The sequence below is a fragment of the Caballeronia sp. KNU42 genome (genome assembly GCF_053760385.1).
In genome coordinates, this window is sequence record NZ_CM132388.1 from 880,706 (window position 1) to 899,124 (window position 18,419).

Here is an 18,419-nt window from a genome sequence, read left to right on the forward strand (position 1 = left end):
TGCTATGACGCGTATATGGGATAACCGGTGGATAACCGGTGGATGAGCGGGGGACAACAGAGGGACAACTCCGCATAGGCGCAGCATAGGGACGGGGTAGAAGCAGGATAGGAACAGGATTGAAGCGGGACAGGAGCGGCATATGCGCGACATACATGCTCAATGCATAAATGCGGGCAACGCCGGACCACCGGCAGCAGCAGCCAGGGTGTTCGGCTGCCAGCATGTCGCATGGGTCCGGGGCTTGTACAGCAAGGCTATGCAGCCAATACGGAAAACGTTTCGCGAGTCGGGATGATGATTGTAGGTGAACGAAAATATTCCACCAAGCTAGGAATACTTCGAAGCAAATCAACAACGCATTTGCATGAAAAAAAATTCGAATAGGTTTAGGATGAACTGAAGCGATGTTGTTCTGATTAGGCGCGCCGCGCACACATTGCTTTCTGACTTCGGCGAGGAGGTAGCATGGATATCTACAGCAGTTTCGCGACCCGCTTCGAAAAAACCCGCGAGGAGGAATTCTCGCTCGAAGAGTATCTCGCGCTCTGCAAAGATGATCCTGCAACGTATGCAACAGCGGGCGAACGGATGTTGTCGGCAATCGGGGAACCGGAGTCCGTCGACACACGTACCGACCCGCGCTTATCGCGTGTGTTTGCAAACAAGGTCATCAAGGTGTATCCGGCGTTCCGTGAGTTCTACGGAATGGAGGAAGTGATCGAGCAAGTGGTGTCGTACTTCAGGCACGCTGCTCAGGGTCTTGAAGAGAAGAAACAGATTCTGTATTTGCTCGGGCCGGTAGGCGGTGGCAAGTCATCCATTGCCGAACGTCTGAAGCAACTCGCCGAGCGTGTTCCGTTCTATGCAATCAAGGGTTCGCCCGTCAATGAGTCGCCGCTCGGGCTGTTCGACTACGATGAAGACGGTCCTATCCTCGAAGAGCAATACGGCATCCCGCGCCGCTATCTCAAGAACATCCTGAGTCCGTGGGCAGTGAAGCGGCTTCACGAATTCAATGGCGACATCCGCAAGTTCCGCATCGTTCGCCGTTATCCCTCCATCCTGCGTCAGATCGGTATAGCCAAGACCGAACCGGGCGATGAGAACAATCAGGACATCTCGTCACTCGTCGGCAAGGTCGACATCCGCAAGCTCGAAACCTTTTCGCAAGACGACGCTGACGCGTACAGCTACTCCGGTGGACTGTGTCTCGCGAACCAGGGCTTGCTTGAGTTCGTCGAAATGTTCAAGGCGCCGATCAAGGTGTTGCACCCGCTGCTGACCGCTACCCAGGAAGGCAACTTCAAGGGCACGGAAGGTTTCGGTGCAATCCCGTTCGACGGCGTGGTTCTCGCTCACTCGAACGAGTCGGAATGGAAGACGTTCCGTAATAACAAGAACAACGAAGCACTGCTCGATCGTATCTTCGTGGTCAAGGTGCCGTACTGCCTGCGCTACAGCGAAGAGATGAAGATCTACGAGAAGCTGCTGCGCAATTCTTCGTTGACTAACGCTGTTTGCGCACCAGGCACGTTGAAGATGATGGCGCAAATGGCGGTGCTCACGCGTTTGCATGAGCCGGAAAATTCCAGCCTCTTTTCGAAGATGCAGGTCTACGACGGTGACAACCTCAAGGACACGGACCCGAAGGCGAAATCGTTCCAGGAGTACCGCGATTTTGCGGGCGTCGATGAAGGCATGAACGGCGTCTCAACGCGGTTCGCATTCAAGATTCTCTCCCGGGTATTCAACTTCGATTCCACCGAAGTCGCAGCCAATCCGGTGCACCTGATGTACGTGCTCGAACAGCAGATCGAACGCGAGCAGTTCCCGCCGGAAACGGAGCAGAAGTACCTGTCGTTCATCAAGGACGTGCTGGCGTCGCGGTATGCCGAGTTCATTGGCAAGGAGATTCAGACCGCGTACCTGGAGTCGTATTCGGAGTATGGACAAAACATCTTCGATCGCTACGTCACGTACGCCGATTTCTGGATCCAGGACCAGGAATTCCGCGATCACGATACGGGCGAAAGTTTCGACCGTGCTTCGTTGAATGCGGAACTGGAGAAGATCGAGAAGCCGGCTGGCATCAGCAACCCGAAGGACTTCCGCAACGAGATCGTGAACTTCGTGCTGCGGGCTCGGGCTGCGAATGGCGGCAAGAATCCGGCGTGGATCAGCTACGAGAAGTTGCGCGTGGTGATCGAGAAGAAGATGTTCTCGAACACCGAAGAACTGTTGCCGGTGATCTCGTTCAATGCCAAAGGATCGGCGGAAGAACAGCGCAAGCATGAAGACTTCGTCAACCGCATGGTCGCGAAGGGCTACACGCCGAAGCAAGTGCGGCTGCTCTGCGACTGGTATCTGCGGGTGCGGAAGTCGTCGTGAAGCGGTCGTCCTGATGCTGACTTCGAAAGTGTGTTTTTTGATGGTGTGCGACAGGGAGGCGAATGAGTTCTCAGCGAAGCCCGGTAAAACGTGATTGAATCGTGGTTGTGTTGCAAGTTTTAAGTCTGTCAGTTTTTGAGTCATAGGTTCGCGTGATGCTGGCCCCCGTGCCAGCGGAAACGCGAACATCTTGGCGAGTGCCTTACGGTCTTGCGCCGCCGCGCGCGGTTCAGACCGCGAGCGCTTCGCTTCCTCGCCAATTACGCGGGAGACTGGATGTGCTGCATCAAATCATCGACCGCAGGTTAGCCGGTAAGAACAAGAGCATTGCCAACCGCGAACGCTTTTTGCGTCGTGTCAAAAACTATATTCGCCGCGCGGTGTCGGATGCCGTTCGGGACCGAAGCATCAAAGACATCCAGAGTACGCAAAGCATCACGATTCCGAAGAAGGACATCGCCGAACCGTCGTTCCGGCATGGCCCTGGCGGAAAGCGCGAGCTCGTGCATCCGGGTAACGCCGAATACATTCGTGGCGACAAGATTGCACGCCCGAATGGCGGTGGCGGTGGTGGCGGCAAGACCGCCAGTAACGAGGGCGAAGGGCAGGATGACTTCGTGTTCGAGTTGTCACGCGAAGAGTTCATGCAGTATTTCTTCGACGACCTCGAGCTTCCGCGCCTCGTCAAAACTCAACTAGCCGCCGTGCCAACGTGGAAAAACGTCCGGGCAGGGTTTTCGGCTGAAGGAACGCCGAACAATATCGATGTCGTCCGTTCGCTGCGCAGCGCGCTCGGGCGGCGCATCGCGCTAGGGTCGCCGTTATCGCGTCAGTTGCATGAGATGGAGCGGCAGCTGGAAGTGCTCCTCGACGAGAAAGGCGATCCCGAGGAAATCGCGCGGCTGGAAGCCGATATCGTGATCATCAAAGGACGCATCACGCGAATTCCTTTTATCGACCCATTCGACTTGCGCTATGTCAATCGGACCAAACAGCCCACGCCCTCGAGCAAGGCCGTGATGTTTTGTCTGATGGACGTGTCCGGGTCCATGGACGAGCAGCGCAAGGATCTGTCGAAACGGTTCTTCATTCTTCTGTACCTGTTCCTGAACCGGAATTACGAAAAGATCGAAGTCGTGTTCATCCGGCATCACACGCGGGCCGAAGAAGTGGACGAAGAAACGTTCTTCCATTCGACCGAAAGCGGCGGGACGGTCGTGTCCAGCGCGCTCGAGTTGATGAAGAAGATCATGGATGAACGGTATTCTCCCTCCGAGTGGAATATCTACGGCGCGCAAGCATCAGACGGCGACAACTGGACGGACGATTCGCCCAAGTGCCGGAAGCTTCTCGCCGAGGACATTTTGCAGAAGGTGCGCTATTTTGCTTATATTCAAGTCGCGCCCGAGGAGCAGAATCTCTGGGTGGAATATGCTCATCTGGCGCAAAACGCGCCTGAACTCGCGATGAAGAAGGTCGAATCGGCCGCGGATATTTATCCTGTCTTTCGCGAATTGTTTGAGAAACAACAGGCGGCTGCATGACGACACGGCATTTGGACAACGAAGCACGTGGGTATCACCTCAAACCTGGCGAAGAACTGAAAGCACAAGACAGCGCGCCACAAAAGGCCAGGAAGCCTCGCAAAAGCCCGGCGTCGGAAGGAGACACCATGAACGTGGCGGAAAAAAGGCCGTTGCCGTGTCCATCGGACTGGACCTTCGAGCTGATCGAGGAATACGACACCGAGATCGCCCGTGTCGCGCAGCGCTATGGGCTCGACGTCTACCCGATCCAGCTCGAACTCATCAGCGCCGAGCAGATGATGGACGCGTACGCATCGGTCGGCATGCCGGTGAACTATCGGCACTGGTCGTTCGGCAAGCACTTCCTGTCCACCGAGAAGAGTTACCGGCGCGGCCAAATGGGCCTGGCCTACGAGATCGTCATCAACTCGAATCCGTGCATTGCGTACCTGATGGAAGAAAACACGATGACGATGCAGGCGCTCGTCATCGCGCACGCGGCGTACGGACACAACTCGTTTTTCAAGGGCAACTACCTGTTCAGGTTGTGGACAGACGCACATGCGATTGTCGACTACCTCGTTTATGCGAAGAATTACATCGCGGAATGCGAGGAGCGGCATGGCATTGACCGGGTTGAGGAACTCCTCGACTCATGTCACGCGCTGATGAACTATGGCGTGGACCGGTATAAGCGGCCGCAGAAATTGTCGCTGGCGAAGGAAATGGCCGCGCGGCGCGAGCGCGAAGCGTATTTGCAGTCGCAGGTGAATGAACTCTGGCGTACGCTGCCGAATAAAAAAGCGACTACGACTGAGGAAATTGAAAGCCGTTATCCGCCGGAACCGCAGGAAAACCTGCTGTATTTCGCGGAGAAAAATGCGCCGCTGCTCGAGCCGTGGGAGCGCGAAGTCATTCGCATTGTTCGTAAGGTCGGCCAGTATTTTTATCCGCAACGGCAAACGCAGGTCATGAACGAAGGGTGGGCCACGTTCTGGCATTACACGCTGCTCAATACGCTTTATGCGGAAGGCCGTCTGGAAGACGGTTTCATGATGGAGTTCCTGCATTCGCACAGCAACGTGGTGTATCAACCGCCTGTGACCAAGCAGTATTACAGCGGTATCAATCCGTATGCGCTGGGCTTTTCCATGATGAGCGATATTCGCCGCATCTGCGAACACCCAACGGATGAGGATCGCGAATGGTTTCCGGAGCTTGCCGGCAGCGACTGGCTTGAAGCGCTGCACTACGCCATGCGCAATTTCAAGGACGAGAGTTTTATTGCGCAGTATTTATCGCCGCATCTGATTCGCGAAATGCGCCTGTTCTCCATTCTCGACGACGATATGCGCGACTCGCTGGAAGTCTCCGCTATTCACGACGAAAGCGGATACCGGTATGTCCGCCAGGCGTTGTCGCGGCAGTACGACATGCATCATCGTGAGCCGAATATCCAGGTGTATTCAGTCAATACACGTGGCGATCGCAGCCTGACGCTGCGCCATTTCATGACCGACAACCGTCATTTGACCAATGACAGCGAAGAGGTCCTGAAGCACATGGCGCGGTTGTGGCAATTCGACGTATATCTTGAAAGCGTCGACGAAAACGGCACAGTGAGAAAGCGCTTCGATTGTAAATACACCGGGGCGGAGAAACGCTGAGTCATTTGCCATCGTGCGTTGAGGCATAAAAAAACCGGCTCGCTGAGTTAATCAGCGAGCCGGTTTTTTATTGAGCCGAACCGGGGCCCTAGAGTTTATCGATTCTCCTGGCTTCTTCGTCTTGCGTGAACAAATCCCAGCTCGCCATGAACAGCGCCGCGATCAGCGGTCCAATCACGAAGCCGTTGATCCCGAACAATCCCATGCCACCCAGCGTGGAAATCAGCACCACCCAGTCAGGCATTTTTGTGTCCTTGCCGACCAGGATAGGGCGCAGCACGTTGTCCACCAGACCGATGACCACCACGCAAAACAGAATCAGGATCACGCCGCGCCAGATGTCACCGGTGAGCAGGAAATAGGCGGCGGCCGGCGCCCAGACCAGCGCGGCGCCAATAGCCGGCAGCAGCGACAGGAACGCCATCAGCACGCCCCACAGCAGCGAGCCCTGGATACCCAGGAACATGAAGATCATGCCGCCGAGGAACCCCTGGACGGCTGCGACCGCGATATTGCCCTTCACGGTTGCCCGGACGACGGTCGTGAACTTGGCGATCAGGTGCCGCTTGGGCTCGTCGTCAAGGGGCAGGGCGCGACGGATGCGCCGGCCGATTTCACCGCCGTCGCGCAGCAGGAAAAACACCAAGTACAGCATCACGCCGAAGCTGATCACAAACTGGAAGGTGTTCTGACCAATGCTCAACGCTTGCGATGCCACGAACTGGCTGATCGCGGCGGCGCCACTGGTCAGCCGTTGCTGAATGCTCGGGATATCGGTGAGTCCAAAGCGGCCCAGCAGCGTCTGCATCGAATTCGGCAGCGCATGAATGGCCTGCTGGAAGTAGGTCGTGAAATTGGGCTGGCCAGCCTTCACCTGGGCGTATGCGATGCCAATTTCCTGGACGAGCGTGGCCGCGACGAAGCTGAGCGGCAGGATCACGATCACGATCGTCAAGCCCAGGGTGGCGAACGCCGCCAGATTGCGCCGCTTGCCGAATTTGGCGGCGAGATAACGCTGCAACGGCTGGAACAGGATTGCGAGAATCGTGCCCCAGAAGATCGCGCCAAAGAACGGCACCAAGATCCAGCAGAGCGCAACTGTGACGACGAACAGCAAGAGGTGGAAGAAGTTCTGGTGAACCGTGCGGATATTCATGAGATCCCTGAAGTGATGCGAGTCCTGGCATGACGAGCGCGAGATTCGGCGCGTGACTACCCTTACCGTGCGATTGCGGGATGCTAGCACGCGCAAGTTTTGGTCCACGCGACAGCCTTTGTAAGGTTTTTTTGACAGATAAGTTCCGACGTTCCACTCGCCGTCTTGCCGCCATCTCGAAAATAAGTATAATTGAGTATCCACTCATTAATAAATCGATTCGATCACGCACGATGGCCCGACCCAAAAGCGACGAGAAATACAACGCGCTGCTCCTCGCCGCAGAACAGGTTTTTGCTCAACGAGGACTTGCGGCTGCGCCGACGTCGGCTATATCGAAGCAGGCGGGCGTGGCGGAAGGGACGCTGTTCACGTACTTCCGCACGAAGGACGAACTGGTGAACGCGCTATACCGGTCCATCAAGCTCGATCTGGCCGATGCGCTGATGACACGGTTTCCCCGGACGGGATCCATCCGCGATCGGCTCGAGTATTTGTGGAACGCATTCGTCGATTGGGGTGTGGCGAATCCACAGCGGCTGAATGTGCTGGACCAGTTATCGGTGGCGGATGTGGTCAGCGAAGAATCGAAGGCAGTCGGTTATGAACCATTTGCCGAGATCGAAGCGCTCGCACAAAACAGTATCGACACGGGCGTTCTGGATGCTTATCCGGTCGCGTTCATTGCCGCCAGCATGAAGTCGATGGCGGAAACCACCATGGCCTTCATGACCGCGTGTCCGGCAGAGGGCAGTCACTATCGGGCGATTGGGTTCAAGGTGTTCTGGAACGGCATCGCCCGCAATGCAAATAGTTGAATGCCCGGTTGATCAAGCAGGTGCATGACGTCGCTCGCTTTTTTTGAAGCTTTAATGACTGATTACTCACGCAAAAAATACTGGAGGACTAGCACATGAGTACATGGAGCACGGCCAACATTCCCTCGCAATCGGGCAAACGCGCGTTGGTGACAGGCGCGACTGGCGGACTGGGTTACGAAACGTCGCTTGAACTGGCCCGGGCAGGCGCCGACGTGATTCTCACCGGGCGCAGCGACGCAAAAGGGCGAACCGCGCTTGAACGTATTCGCCGTGAAGTGCCCAATGCCCAGATCCGTTTCGAAGCCATCGACCTCGCGAGCCTCGCGTCGATCTCGAGCGCCACGCAGCGGTTGCTTGAAGTAGGCGAGCCGATTGATCTGCTCGTGAACAATGCCGGCGTGATGATGTTGCCAAGGCATGAAACAACCGCCGATGGCTTCGAGCGCCAGTTCGGCACCAACTATCTCGGTCACTTCGCGCTGACTGCGCAGTTGCTGCCGTTGTTGCAAAAGAGCGCCGCGCCGCGTGTGGTGAACTTGAGCAGCATTGCGCATCGGCGGGGAAAGATTGCTTTCGATAATCTGCAAGGCGAGCGTGCTTATAAAGCGTGGCCGGCGTACGAACAGTCGAAGCTCGCCATGCTGGTGTTCGCCCTGGAACTGCAGCGCCGCAGCGACGCAAACGGCTGGGGCCTCATGAGCAACGCCGCGCATCCGGGATTTGCACGGACGGATCTCATTGCAAACGGGCCGGGCAATTCGGGCTTGATGGGAATGCTTGGCGGTGCAATGATGCCGTTTCTGAGCCATAGCGCTGCTGAGGGCGCGTTGCCGACACTGTTGGCCGCCACGTCTCCCGATGCACGCCCCGCAGCTTATTATGGTCCGAAGGGTTTCCAGGAGATGAAGGGTGCGCCCGCCGAGGCACGCATCTACCCTCAAGCGAAGGACGCCGCGGTTGCCGCTAAACTGTGGGATGTATCGGTGAAACTGACAGGCGTGTCCTGGCCGGGGAAATCATGAAAGTGCTTATTTTTGGCGCGACGGGAATGGTCGGGCAGGGCGTATTACGCGAATGCCTGCTTGATCAGGATATCGAACGAGTGGTCACGGTGGGGCGCAACGCGACGGGGGAGAAGTCCCCAAAGCTCACCGAGGTCGTGCATAAAGATCTCTTCGACCTCACGCCGATTGAAACCGAACTCACCGGTTTCGATGCCTGTTTTTTCTGCCTCGGCGTGTCGTCGTTCAGGATGAGCGAGGCCGACTATACGCACCTTACTTACGATCTGACGTTCGGGGTTGGCCAGACCTTGTCGCGTCTTAATCCGGGCATGACCTTCTCTTACGTGACGGGTGCGGGAACCGATACAAGCGAGCGCGGACGCAGCATGTGGGCGCGCGTAAAAGGCCGCACGGAAAACGCGCTGCTGCGCATGCCGTTCAAGGCAGCGTATATGTATCGCCCCGGAATGATCCAGCCGATGGACGGCATTCGCTCGAAGACAGCCGTGTATCAGATGGCGATTTCGCTGCTGCGGCCCGTGTTCCCCTTGATGCGGCGCGCATTCCCGAACGCGATCACGACGACCAGCCAGTTGGGACGGGCGATGATCGCGGTGGCGAGAGAAGGCGCTCCGTCGCGCGTGCTGGAGACGCGCGACATTGCACGATATTAGACAAGGCGGTCGTTCGAACCCGGGCATTCGCGCCAAGGGTTCAAACGACCGAATCAGTTACCTTGCGGCATCGCCCCAGCGGTACTCCACCGTGGCATCGTCAAGTTGCGCCTTGAGCTCGTCGTTCAATGTGAGATCAATTGCAGCAAGCGTATCGGTGAGCTGGTCGGGCCGGCTCGCCCCAATAATGGCCGACGTAATCACCGGATTCGCCAGCACCCAAGCCACCGATGTCTTCGTCAACGACTCGCCGGTTGCGCTCACGATCTTCTTCAATTTTTCGATGGTTTCAAACTCGCGCTCATGCCAGTAGCGCTGCTGATACGTCGCGCCCGCCTTACCGACGGTCGCTGTGAACCGGCCTTCCGACGGCGTTGCATCGTGTTTATGCTTGCCCGTCAGCAAGCCGCCCGCGAGCGGGTTATAAGGGATCACGGCCAGATGCTCGTCGGTGGAAAGCGGCAACAGTTCGCGCTCGATCTGCCTGAATAGCAGGTTGTATCGCGGCTGGACGGAAACGAAGCGCGCCACGCGCAAGAAATCAGAACGGCCTAGCGCAGTGGCCAACCGGTAAGCCAGGAAATTCGATACCCCGACGTAACGCGCCTTGCCATGACGCACGATGGTATCGAGTGCTTCCAGGGTTTCATCGAGGGGCGTGTTGAGATCGTCGGAATGCAGTTGGTACAGGTCGACGTAATCGGTGTTCAGACGCTTGAGCGATGCATCGATAGCGTCCAGCAAATGCTTGCGCGATGCACCCTGATCCCACGCTGCAGGTCCCATCTTGCCGACCGCTTTCGTCGCCAGGATGAACTGGCTGCGGCGCGTGGGCGTGTCCTTCAACCAGCGGCCGACGATCTCCTCCGTGCGTCCGGCCCGCTCTTCGGTGCTGCCGAGCGGATAGACGTCGGCGGTATCGATGAAATTGACACCGGCTTCAGCCGCCCGATCCATGATGCTGCGCGATACATCCTCTTCAGTCTGCAAACCGAAGGTCATCGTGCCGAGGCACAAACGCGAGACGTTCAGGCCGGTACGGCCGAATCGACGATACTGCATGGCGAACTCCTTGGGTGTGGTGCGTGTTGAAGATCCAGCCAGCTTAAACGTTCAGGCCGGAGCCTGCATGCGCCCGGCCAGATCGCATGAGATCCACTATGAAGTCGCTGCGGCCTGCGCCGCCGTGCGCGAGGGCTCGGCGTCGAGGAAACGAAACACGATGGCCGATGCCAGCGTCACGAGGCCCACGCATACAAACGCAATCCGGAACGCAAGCGCCGCCGAGCCAAGGTTCGCCGAGAACACCGACACCAGGCCGCCGCCAATCGACACACCGAGGCCAATGGCCAGCATCTGCACCATCGAAAAGAGGCTGTTGCCGCTGCCGGCGTCCTTGATCGACAGGCCCTTGAGCGTGACGCTGTTCATCGCGGCGAACTGCATGGAATTGCAGGCGCCGAATACAGCGAGGATCGCGATCTCGATCACGAGCGGCGTGCCCACCGAGAACGAAGCGAAGCCGACTATCGACGCACCGACAAGGATGGTGTTCCACAGCAGGAAATTGTCGTAGCCATAACGCTTGACGAGCGGCGAGATCCAGCCCTTCGCAACGGTGCCGGCGAACGCGGCGGGCAACATCATCAGGCCCGAGTGCAGCGGCGTATAACCGAGTTGCAATTGCATCAGGAGCGGCAGGAGAAAGGGCACCGCGCTCGAGCCGACCCGGCACAGCAGATTACCGATCAAACCCACGCTGAAATTCGGCTCGCTGAACAAGGACAGCTTGAAAAGCGGATTGCGCCGGCGTCTGGCATACGGGATGTAAGCAAGCGCGGCAATACCCGAGAGCACGAACAACCCGCCCGACACCAGAAGTTTGTGCGTTTGCGCGGGGCTGTCGAGCGCCATCGAAAACGCGACCATACAAAGCGACAGCAACGCGCAGCCCTTGAAGTCGAATGGCGTGGCTTCGGCAATGGCATCGTTGGGAAGAAAACGATGCACGGCGAACAAACCCACTGCGCCAATAGGCACGTTGATCAGGAAAATCCAGTGCCATGTAAACGATTCGACGAACCAGCCGCCGAGCGTCGGTCCGAGAATCGGGCCGACCTGGCCGGCGATCGAAATGACTGCCAGCGCGGAGACATAGGCTTCGCCCGTCACGCTGCGCAGCACGGCCAGCCGGCCGATAGGCAGCAGCATGGAGCCGCCGATCCCCTGGATCACGCGCGCCACGATGAGCTGATGCAACGATTGCGCCTGTGCGCAGCATAGCGAGCCGATGACGAACAACAGGATGGCGACGAAGTAGACGCGGCGGGTGCCGAAGCGGTCGGCAAGCCAGCCGGACGCGGGCGTGAGAAGCGCCATGGTCAGCGTGTAGGCGACGACGATAGGCTGCATCGCGAGCGGCTGCGCGTGCAGGCTGCGCGCAATGGAGGGCAGGGCCGTGTTGACGATGGTCGTGTCGAGGGCTTGCATGAAAAAGCCGACAGCCACGATCCACAAAAGCGCCGTGTGGGAGTTTTTTGAAGTCATCGTTTTACAGCGGGAACAATATCGCGCGGATTAGGGTGGAACTTGCGCGATGTGTCGATTTTAAGACGCCAACTGGCAATCGGGAACCCCGCTGGCCGCGTTGACTATCATCGATTAATTCGATCACAATGAATCATGCTCAATCCAGTCTGGCTGAACACGTTCGCGACAGTGGCCGCGTCGCACAGTTTCACCGATGCCGGCCGCCAGCTCCGGCTCACGCAATCGAGCGTGAGTGAGCATATCCGGCGGCTGGAGGAACACGTCGGGCGCCGCTTGCTCATCCGCGATACCCATTCGCTCTCGCTCACCGCCGACGGCGAAGCCATGCTGGTCCACGCCCGCATGATCCTCGACGCGATGACCCACGCCGAATTGCAGTTCCGATCGCCGCGCCTCCGGGGCCGCGTGCGCCTGGGTTCCTCCGATGACGTCGCCCTCGGACCCTTGCCCAGCGTGCTCGCGGCATTTCGCCGGACTCATCCTGATGTCGAGCTGGAAATTACCATTGGCATGACGGGGCGGCTTTACGAGCACCTGGACGCGGGATCGATCGACTTGTTGATCGGCAAACGGCGCATCGGGGACCCGCGCGGCATCCCGCTGTTTTCCGGACAGCTCGAATGGCTTGGTCTGACGGGCACCGAGGTGGACCTCGACCAGCCACTGCCGTTGATCCTGGTCGCGGAGCCGAGTGTGACGCGCGCCGTGGTGCTCGACTCGCTCGCGGCAGTCGGCGCGCGCTGGCAGGTGGTCTGCACGAGCAGTTCGTATGCGGGGTGCATAGCTGCTGCGCGCGGTGGGCTGGGGCTCACCGTGCGCTCTCATTTCCTCGCGGGCAGGGGACTTTCGCCGCCGGTGAATCGCGCGGCGCTGCCTGAATTGCCGAAGGTCGAGTTCATTGCGTTGGGGGCGAAGCATTTGAGCCGACCTGCGGAAACGCTGCTGGAGATCTTGCAAAACAGCGATCTGCGCGGCGAATGGGCCGGCGAATGAGCGGCGGCTGGCTTAGTCCAGGCATGACGCGTGCGCGAGGGGCTGACGCGGGTGCGGCGGCATTCATCGGATTAAATCGCAGAGCAGCGCAGAGTATCCAAACCGGTTGTGCAAACGCAACGAAATCAGGCAATCGGATTTCTGCCAGTAAGACGCTTCTTATATATTGTGCGGCAAAAAAGCGCTGTCGGCTTTCCGCTTCAACCCTGGCGCATCAACTGATTTCCGTCAGGCACTGCAGCATTCACCCATTAGTCGATGCCCGAAGCTACTCCTTCTTTTCTGCGTGCGCTGCTGCTCTTCATTGCCTTGTGTGCGTGCAGCGCTCGCGCGGGCGCCGCGTCGTACGTCGTCAAGCATTGCGCCGAACTGGAAGGCCAGTCGGTGCCGGCATCGGTGATCGGCCTGCCTACTCGGGGCGCGATCATAGAGAGTGCGTCAGTTGTAGCCGCCGCCGCGCCGAAAAACCGCAACGGGGAATATTGCCGGCTTGTCGGCGTTATCAAGGCGCAACTGGACACCACGCCCGACATCCGCTTCGAGGTCAACTTGCCCGCGCGCTGGAACGGGCGTGCATTGCAGATGGGCGGTGGCGGCTACAACGGCGTGATCGTAAGCGGCACTGAGCCTACGGCTTTCGCTCCCTACGGCTCGCCGCTAGCCAACGGCTACGCGACCTTCGGCTCCGATTCAGGTCACGTAGGCAACTCCGGCCGCGCCGATTTCGCGATGAACGACGAAGCGGTGATCAACTTCGGCTACGGTCATCTCAAGAAAACCCATGACGTGGCGCTCGCGCTGATCATCATGGGCTATGGGCGCAAGCCCGAACAGACCTACTTCGCCGGCGGCTCGACCGGCGGTCGTGAAGCGTTCACGGTGATCGAGCGATATCCCGGCGATTACGAAGGCGTGATCGCCAACGCACCAGCCATCAACTTTTCGGGCGTGCGCCTGATGGGCGTGAAAGTAGGGCAGGCGGCATATGGGACGCCAGGCGGTTTCGTCGGGCCGGTCCAGCAAAAGCGCGTGGTCGAGACCGTGCTGCATGAATGTGACGGACTGGATGGCGTGGTCGACGGCATTGTCTCGGACGTGGAGGCGTGTCGCGAACACGAACCGCAGATCATCGCGCAACTGCAATGCGCGAGCGGGCAACGGCCCTCATTGCGGGACAGTTGCCTGTCGCAGGCGCAACTTGCGACGCTGGAAGTTCTGCGCGATGGTTTTACATTGCCGTACGCACTTGCCTACGGGGTCACGAAGTATTACGGCTACAACGTGTTCCAGGGCGTGGATTTTTCCAGTGGACTGGGGCTCGGAAATTCACCGGTGCTTACGCAGCCCTTGCGCTTCGATGTCACCGGTTATCTGTTCACGCAAGGCGACAGCTTCATGAAGTACTTCATCACGCATGACCTGCGTTTCAATACGCTTGGCTTCGACATAGACCACCCGGGAACCTATTTACCACGCCTGTACGATGTGTCATCGACGGTCGGCGCGATGAACCCGGACATGTCGGCGTTCATTGCCCACGGCGGCAAACTGATCACCATGCACGGTCTCGCCGATGAAGTCATCAGCCCGAATCAGACCATCGCGTTTTATCACGCGCTGGTCGAGAAGTACGGGCAAACGGTTGTCGACTCGTTCATGCGGCTTTACATGGTGCCGGGATTCCAGCACGGCAACGGCGTGTTCATTCCCGCATGGGATGAACTGGGCGCGCTCGACCGGTGGGTCACGATGAACATCGCACCGGAGACGCTGGTCGGGACGGACATAGCGAGCGCGACCAATGGCCGGACCCGGCCGCTGTGCCGCTATCCGGGCTACCCCAAGTATCTGGGCAAGGGTAACGTGAACAACGCATCGAGTTTTCGATGCGAGAACCCTTGAGCGGTCCGCTTTTTTCCAGTGTGCTGCCTTGTGTGCTGGCTACGACTGGCTGAGCGTCCTATGCGGCACCAACTCCGACGCGATGATCATCGCGCCTGCATTGCCGGGCGGCGGCTCGCTGGTCGCCGGCCGATAGATGAAGTCACCGCGCTTGATGGACTTGCCGCTCAGCACGCACTCGCCGCCTTGTTTGGCCAGTGCCACGCGCCACGTCTGATGTCCGTAATAGCCCGAGAGCGGGTCGCACCATGAGACCGTCGCCGTGCGTGGAGTGGGGAGTTCGATCACGCTGACCATCAAGGCTGCGTGATCGGTCCAGATGGTTTTTGCCGGACGCCGCCGCGCGATTCGTGTTGCTTCGTCGGCGGCTTGCTGGGCGCGTGCGTCATCGAGCAACGCAACGGTTCGGGACCATGCACTGGCAGGTTTCTCGAGCATCTCACCTTTCCTTTACAAGAAATTCCGGGCAGCCGGCTCTACCGGTGCCGGTAAGCGTGGCGCGACTCAACTGCGTGAAGCGTCCGCTGCGAAATAATATTCAACGAGTGATGAATTAATGAGATAGTAGGGCATACCCGCAGTCGATGTCAAACGCCGATGCGAGAGTAGGGTTTTGCGTCGGTTAAACTTTGGGCTCGCCTGAGAGCATTGGAATTTGGATTAGATCATGACAGTTTCAACCGCACGCCCGGCGCAAGCCGCCAAGGAGAAACGCACGCGCGGACGGCCCGCCTGCAGCGCCATAGCCGGCTCCGACGCGTTGCTCAAAAGCGCGCGGCGGGCATTCGCCAAGCGCGGCTTCGAGTCGACCAGCGTGCGTGAAATCGCGCGGGATTCAGGCGTGGATCCGGCGCTCATTTCGCATCACTTTGGTTCGAAAGAGGCGCTGTGGATCGCGGTTGTCGAACAGATAGCGCAGCACGCAGCACCCATGATCGATGCAACGCGAAAGCTTCGTACCGCCGATCTGACGAAGCGTCAGCGAGTGGAGCGGGCGCTGGCCATTTTTATCGACAAGGTGTTCAGCGACCCGGATGTCGGGATGTTTTTCTCGACCACGGCGACCGAGCAGGGGGAGCGCCTGGATGTACTGATGGAACGCCTCCTGCGCCCTTATCACGATGTGTTTGTCCCGCTTCTCGCCGATGCAATCGATTCAGGTGAACTCGCGCCCAACGACCCCGAGGTATTGTTCGCCATGCTAAATAATGGTGTGAGCAAGACAGTGTCGTACAGCCACGTGTTGTCAGTATTTTCTCCGCTTCCGAAAGATCCGGTGAAGTTCAAAGAGAGCGTACTTGCCACCGCGCTCAGCATGCTCTAAAGGCGTGCAGACATTTGCGCGCGCGATACCTGCTCACGCAGCTCAATCTACCAGGCTGTACACGCTCGGCGGCGCCGGCACGCTGCTCGCCGCGAACGAATACGCGGCTTGAATTTCACCCACCGCGCTGCGTGCGGACTCCATGTCGCGGGCATGCACAACGGCGAGGGGGTGGCCTGAATCAACATGCTGACCAAGTTCGACGAACTCCGTCAAACCAACCTGATAGTCGATCTTGTCTTCGGGCCGGCGCCGGCCGCCGCCCAGGCCGACGACTGCCAGACCGATCGCCCGGCAATCGATGCGCGCAACAAAACCCGCACGCGGCGCGGCAACTGGCAAGACGACCGGTGCCCGGCCCAGATGACGCTCTGGCGCGTCCAGCAGATCGCCGGGACCACCCAGTGCGCTCACCATGCGCGCGAAACGTTCGGCGGCCGCGCCCGAGTCGAGTACCGCATTCAGCTTTACCCGAGCCTCGGCGAGGTCACGGGCGAGACCGCCGAGCACGAGCATCTGTGACGCCAACCCCATGGTGACGTCATGCAGCCGCGTCGGCCGGACACGCCCCGTCAAGTAGTCGATGGCGCACCGGATCTCGAGCCCGTTACCCGCGCAGCGCGCCAACGGCTGGTTCATGTCGGTCAGCACGGCAGTCGTCTTCAACCCGGCACCGTTACCCACATCGACGATACTTCTAGCCAGTTCCACCGACTTCTCGTAGGTCGGCATGAACGCGCCCGAACCCACCTTGATGTCCATCGACAGTCCATCGAGGCCCGCCGCGAGCTTCTTCGAGAGGATCGATGCAGTGATCATGGCGACCGATTCCACCGTCGCGGTGGTGTCGCGGATGGCATAGATGCGCTGGTCCGCAGGCGCCAGTTGCGCGGTTTGACCGATGATCGCAACGCCAGTGTCACGCACGATGCGCTGGAATGTGCCGGCGTCGGGCGCGATGGTGTAGCCGGGGATCGAGGCGAGCTTGTCGAGTGTGCCGCCGGTGTGGCCGAGGCCGCGGCCGGAGATCATCGGGACGAAGCCGCCGCAGGCTGCGACCATGGGACCGAGCAGCAGCGACGTCAGGTCGCCGACGCCACCCGTCGAATGTTTGTCGAGCACGGGACCCGGCAGGTCGAATGAATGCCATTGCAGCACGTGGCCCGAGTCGCGCTGCGCGAGCGTGAACGCCACGCGTTCGTCGACGCTCATGTCGTTGAAATACACGGCCATTGCGAAGGCAGCGACTTGCCCTTCGGTCACGCTGCCCTCGGCGATGCCACGCACGAAACCGGCGATCTCCTCCTTCGAGAGCACTTGTCCGTCGCGTTTTTTTCGAACGATTTCCTGTGGCAAGAACATCAATGGTTTCTCGGTCCGGGTGGAGGTTCATATCGCCCGATGGCTGCGTCTTGTGTCTTGGGTCTGTTGTCTTGAGTGCCTTGCGTTGCTTCACGAGGCGGATTTTTTCGTGCTCTCAGGTGGAGCAATTCTAGTTTGATTGGTGATTGCCGTTGGATCGGCTGCTTCCGCGACAATCCAGTGACGGAACAATTCCGTGGCAGGCGACATGTGCCGCGATTTCAACCACGTCAGCCAGTAGCTGCCGGTTCTGACTTCCGTATCGAACGGGCGACAGAGCAGTTCTGCTTGCAGTTCCCGGGCGAACATCGCAGGCGGAGCCAGGGCGATCCCCGCGCCTTGTACGGCCGCTTCCACCATCAGGCGTGACGAGTCAAAGACCGGACCATTTACCGGCCATGGATCGAGTCCGGCGGCGCTGAACCAGCCGGTCCATTCGTCCGTACGATACGAGCGCAGCAGGGTCTCCTTTGCAAGATCACACGGTGTGGCAAGCCTTCTCGCAATGTCCGGTGCGCAAAGCACGGTCAGTGGCGCGTCGAGCAACATGACATTGTGTGTCGTGGGCCAGGCTCCTTCGCCAAAGCGGATTGCAAAATCCAGTCCCTCCGCGGCCAGATCGACCAGATTGTTATGGGTCAGCAGCCGCAACTCTACAAAGGGATGTGCCTCCCGAAACGATTTGAGGCGTGGCAGCAACCAGCCAACGGCGAAAGTCCCGACAACGCCGATCGTCAGCACTTCGTGAAAGTGGCCGCCTTCGAATTGCTTGAGCACGCCCTCGATACGACCGAATGCATCGGTCAAGACGGGCAGCAGCGCGCGGCTTTCATCGGTCATGCCAAGTCCGCGCGGCAACCGTTTGAAGAGGGTGGTTCCAAGGCGTTCTTCAAGCATGCGAACCTGCTGGCTGACGGCGGCCTGGGTCACGTTGAGTTCGAGTGCCGCGCGCGTGAAGCTGAGGTGTCGCGCCGCCGATTCGAATGCGCGCAGGGCGTTCAACGGGAGATGAGGACGGATGGAGGCCATGACATAAGTTTTTCTTTACC

Annotated in this window: 14 protein-coding genes and 1 pseudogene; 9 read left to right on the top strand and 6 right to left on the bottom strand. The window is 59.0% G+C overall.

The window, feature by feature from the left end; translation table 11 throughout:
* The first annotated feature begins 468 nt into the window (after window positions 1-468).
* The 3 genes and pseudogenes from ACSOSP_RS03890 to ACSOSP_RS03900 form a co-directional block, all read left to right on the top strand.
* Entirely contained in the window at window positions 469-2,391 is a 1,923-nt protein-coding gene (locus ACSOSP_RS03890; RefSeq protein WP_031359347.1) for a PrkA family serine protein kinase, read from the top strand.
* A 278-nt stretch (window positions 2,392-2,669) separates the two neighbouring features.
* Entirely contained in the window at window positions 2,670-3,935 is a 1,266-nt protein-coding gene (locus ACSOSP_RS03895; protein ID WP_455309662.1) for a YeaH/YhbH family protein, read from the top strand.
* Between the two features lie 125 nt (window positions 3,936-4,060).
* Window positions 4,061-5,584 (top strand): annotated as a pseudogene (locus ACSOSP_RS03900) (SpoVR family protein); the annotation flags it as partial.
* 88 nt (window positions 5,585-5,672) lie between these two features.
* Here the strand turns inward: ACSOSP_RS03900 and ACSOSP_RS03905 are convergent.
* Window positions 5,673-6,740, bottom strand: coding sequence for an AI-2E family transporter (locus ACSOSP_RS03905; protein WP_455309663.1), 1,068 nt, complete (start codon window positions 6,738-6,740; stop codon window positions 5,673-5,675).
* A 233-nt stretch (window positions 6,741-6,973) separates the two neighbouring features.
* Between ACSOSP_RS03905 and ACSOSP_RS03910 the strand changes: the two genes are divergently transcribed.
* From ACSOSP_RS03910 to ACSOSP_RS03920, 3 genes are all read left to right on the top strand, one after another.
* Window positions 6,974-7,558: a TetR/AcrR family transcriptional regulator gene (locus tag ACSOSP_RS03910; RefSeq protein ID WP_455309664.1), complete on the top strand. Its 585-nt coding sequence runs from the start codon at window positions 6,974-6,976 to the stop codon at window positions 7,556-7,558.
* A 95-nt stretch (window positions 7,559-7,653) separates the two neighbouring features.
* Entirely contained in the window at window positions 7,654-8,583 is a 930-nt protein-coding gene (locus ACSOSP_RS03915; RefSeq protein WP_455309665.1) for an SDR family oxidoreductase, read from the top strand.
* Window positions 8,580-9,239, top strand: coding sequence for an epimerase (locus tag ACSOSP_RS03920; protein WP_455309666.1), 660 nt, complete (start codon window positions 8,580-8,582; stop codon window positions 9,237-9,239). Before ACSOSP_RS03915 ends, ACSOSP_RS03920 begins: the two co-directional genes overlap by 4 nt.
* A 57-nt stretch (window positions 9,240-9,296) precedes the next feature.
* Here the strand turns inward: ACSOSP_RS03920 and ACSOSP_RS03925 are convergent, their stop codons facing one another.
* A complete protein-coding gene (locus ACSOSP_RS03925) occupies window positions 9,297-10,301 on the bottom strand; it encodes an aldo/keto reductase (protein WP_455309667.1) in 1,005 nt (334 codons plus the stop codon).
* 96 nt (window positions 10,302-10,397) lie between these two features.
* Window positions 10,398-11,786, bottom strand: coding sequence for a DHA2 family efflux MFS transporter permease subunit (locus tag ACSOSP_RS03930; RefSeq protein ID WP_455309668.1), 1,389 nt, complete (start codon window positions 11,784-11,786; stop codon window positions 10,398-10,400).
* 135 nt (window positions 11,787-11,921) lie between these two features.
* Here ACSOSP_RS03930 and ACSOSP_RS03935 point away from each other — a divergent pair, with 135 nt between their 5' ends.
* Window positions 11,922-12,782: a LysR family transcriptional regulator gene (locus ACSOSP_RS03935; RefSeq protein ID WP_455309669.1), complete on the top strand. Its 861-nt coding sequence runs from the start codon at window positions 11,922-11,924 to the stop codon at window positions 12,780-12,782.
* Window positions 12,783-13,040: 258 nt separating this feature from the next.
* Complete coding sequence (locus tag ACSOSP_RS03940) at window positions 13,041-14,684, top strand: tannase/feruloyl esterase family alpha/beta hydrolase (RefSeq protein ID WP_455309670.1); 1,644 nt, start codon at window positions 13,041-13,043, stop codon at window positions 14,682-14,684.
* 39 nt (window positions 14,685-14,723) lie between these two features.
* Here the strand turns inward: ACSOSP_RS03940 and ACSOSP_RS03945 are convergent, their stop codons facing one another.
* Complete coding sequence (locus ACSOSP_RS03945; RefSeq protein ID WP_455309671.1) at window positions 14,724-15,122, bottom strand: DUF3331 domain-containing protein; 399 nt, start codon at window positions 15,120-15,122, stop codon at window positions 14,724-14,726.
* 229 nt (window positions 15,123-15,351) lie between these two features.
* On the opposite strand from ACSOSP_RS03945, the gene ACSOSP_RS03950 reads away from it, so the two are divergent.
* Entirely contained in the window at window positions 15,352-16,008 is a 657-nt protein-coding gene (locus tag ACSOSP_RS03950) for a TetR/AcrR family transcriptional regulator (protein ID WP_455309672.1), read from the top strand.
* A gap of 42 nt (window positions 16,009-16,050) precedes the next feature.
* Here ACSOSP_RS03950 and deoA read toward each other — a convergent pair whose 3' ends face one another.
* Window positions 16,051-17,370 carry a thymidine phosphorylase gene (gene deoA, locus ACSOSP_RS03955; protein ID WP_455309673.1) on the bottom strand — a complete coding sequence of 440 codons (1,320 nt, stop codon included), beginning with the start codon at window positions 17,368-17,370 and terminating at the stop codon, window positions 16,051-16,053.
* Between the two features lie 90 nt (window positions 17,371-17,460).
* Window positions 17,461-18,399, bottom strand: coding sequence for a LysR substrate-binding domain-containing protein (locus ACSOSP_RS03960; RefSeq protein ID WP_455309674.1), 939 nt, complete (start codon window positions 18,397-18,399; stop codon window positions 17,461-17,463).
* Window positions 18,400-18,419 lie beyond the last annotated feature (20 nt).

Excerpts from the sequence above, each read along its gene's own strand:
- ACSOSP_RS03940 (WP_455309670.1), top strand. The coding sequence starts at position 13,041 with ATGCCCGAAGCTACTCCTTCTTTTCTGCGTGCGCTGCTGCTCTTCATT.
- ACSOSP_RS03925 (WP_455309667.1), bottom strand. The coding sequence starts at position 10,301 with ATGCAGTATCGTCGATTCGGCCGTACCGGCCTGAACGTCTCGCGTTTG.
- ACSOSP_RS03910 (WP_455309664.1), top strand. The coding sequence starts at position 6,974 with ATGGCCCGACCCAAAAGCGACGAGAAATACAACGCGCTGCTCCTCGCC.
- ACSOSP_RS03905 (WP_455309663.1), bottom strand. The coding sequence starts at position 6,740 with ATGAATATCCGCACGGTTCACCAGAACTTCTTCCACCTCTTGCTGTTC.
- ACSOSP_RS03950 (WP_455309672.1), top strand. The coding sequence starts at position 15,352 with ATGACAGTTTCAACCGCACGCCCGGCGCAAGCCGCCAAGGAGAAACGC.
- ACSOSP_RS03915 (WP_455309665.1), top strand. The coding sequence starts at position 7,654 with ATGAGTACATGGAGCACGGCCAACATTCCCTCGCAATCGGGCAAACGC.
- deoA (WP_455309673.1), bottom strand. The coding sequence starts at position 17,370 with ATGTTCTTGCCACAGGAAATCGTTCGAAAAAAACGCGACGGACAAGTG.
- ACSOSP_RS03930 (WP_455309668.1), bottom strand. The coding sequence starts at position 11,786 with ATGACTTCAAAAAACTCCCACACGGCGCTTTTGTGGATCGTGGCTGTC.
- ACSOSP_RS03890 (WP_031359347.1), top strand. The coding sequence starts at position 469 with ATGGATATCTACAGCAGTTTCGCGACCCGCTTCGAAAAAACCCGCGAG.
- ACSOSP_RS03945 (WP_455309671.1), bottom strand. The coding sequence starts at position 15,122 with ATGCTCGAGAAACCTGCCAGTGCATGGTCCCGAACCGTTGCGTTGCTC.
- ACSOSP_RS03920 (WP_455309666.1), top strand. The coding sequence starts at position 8,580 with ATGAAAGTGCTTATTTTTGGCGCGACGGGAATGGTCGGGCAGGGCGTA.
- ACSOSP_RS03935 (WP_455309669.1), top strand. The coding sequence starts at position 11,922 with ATGCTCAATCCAGTCTGGCTGAACACGTTCGCGACAGTGGCCGCGTCG.
- ACSOSP_RS03960 (WP_455309674.1), bottom strand. The coding sequence starts at position 18,399 with ATGGCCTCCATCCGTCCTCATCTCCCGTTGAACGCCCTGCGCGCATTC.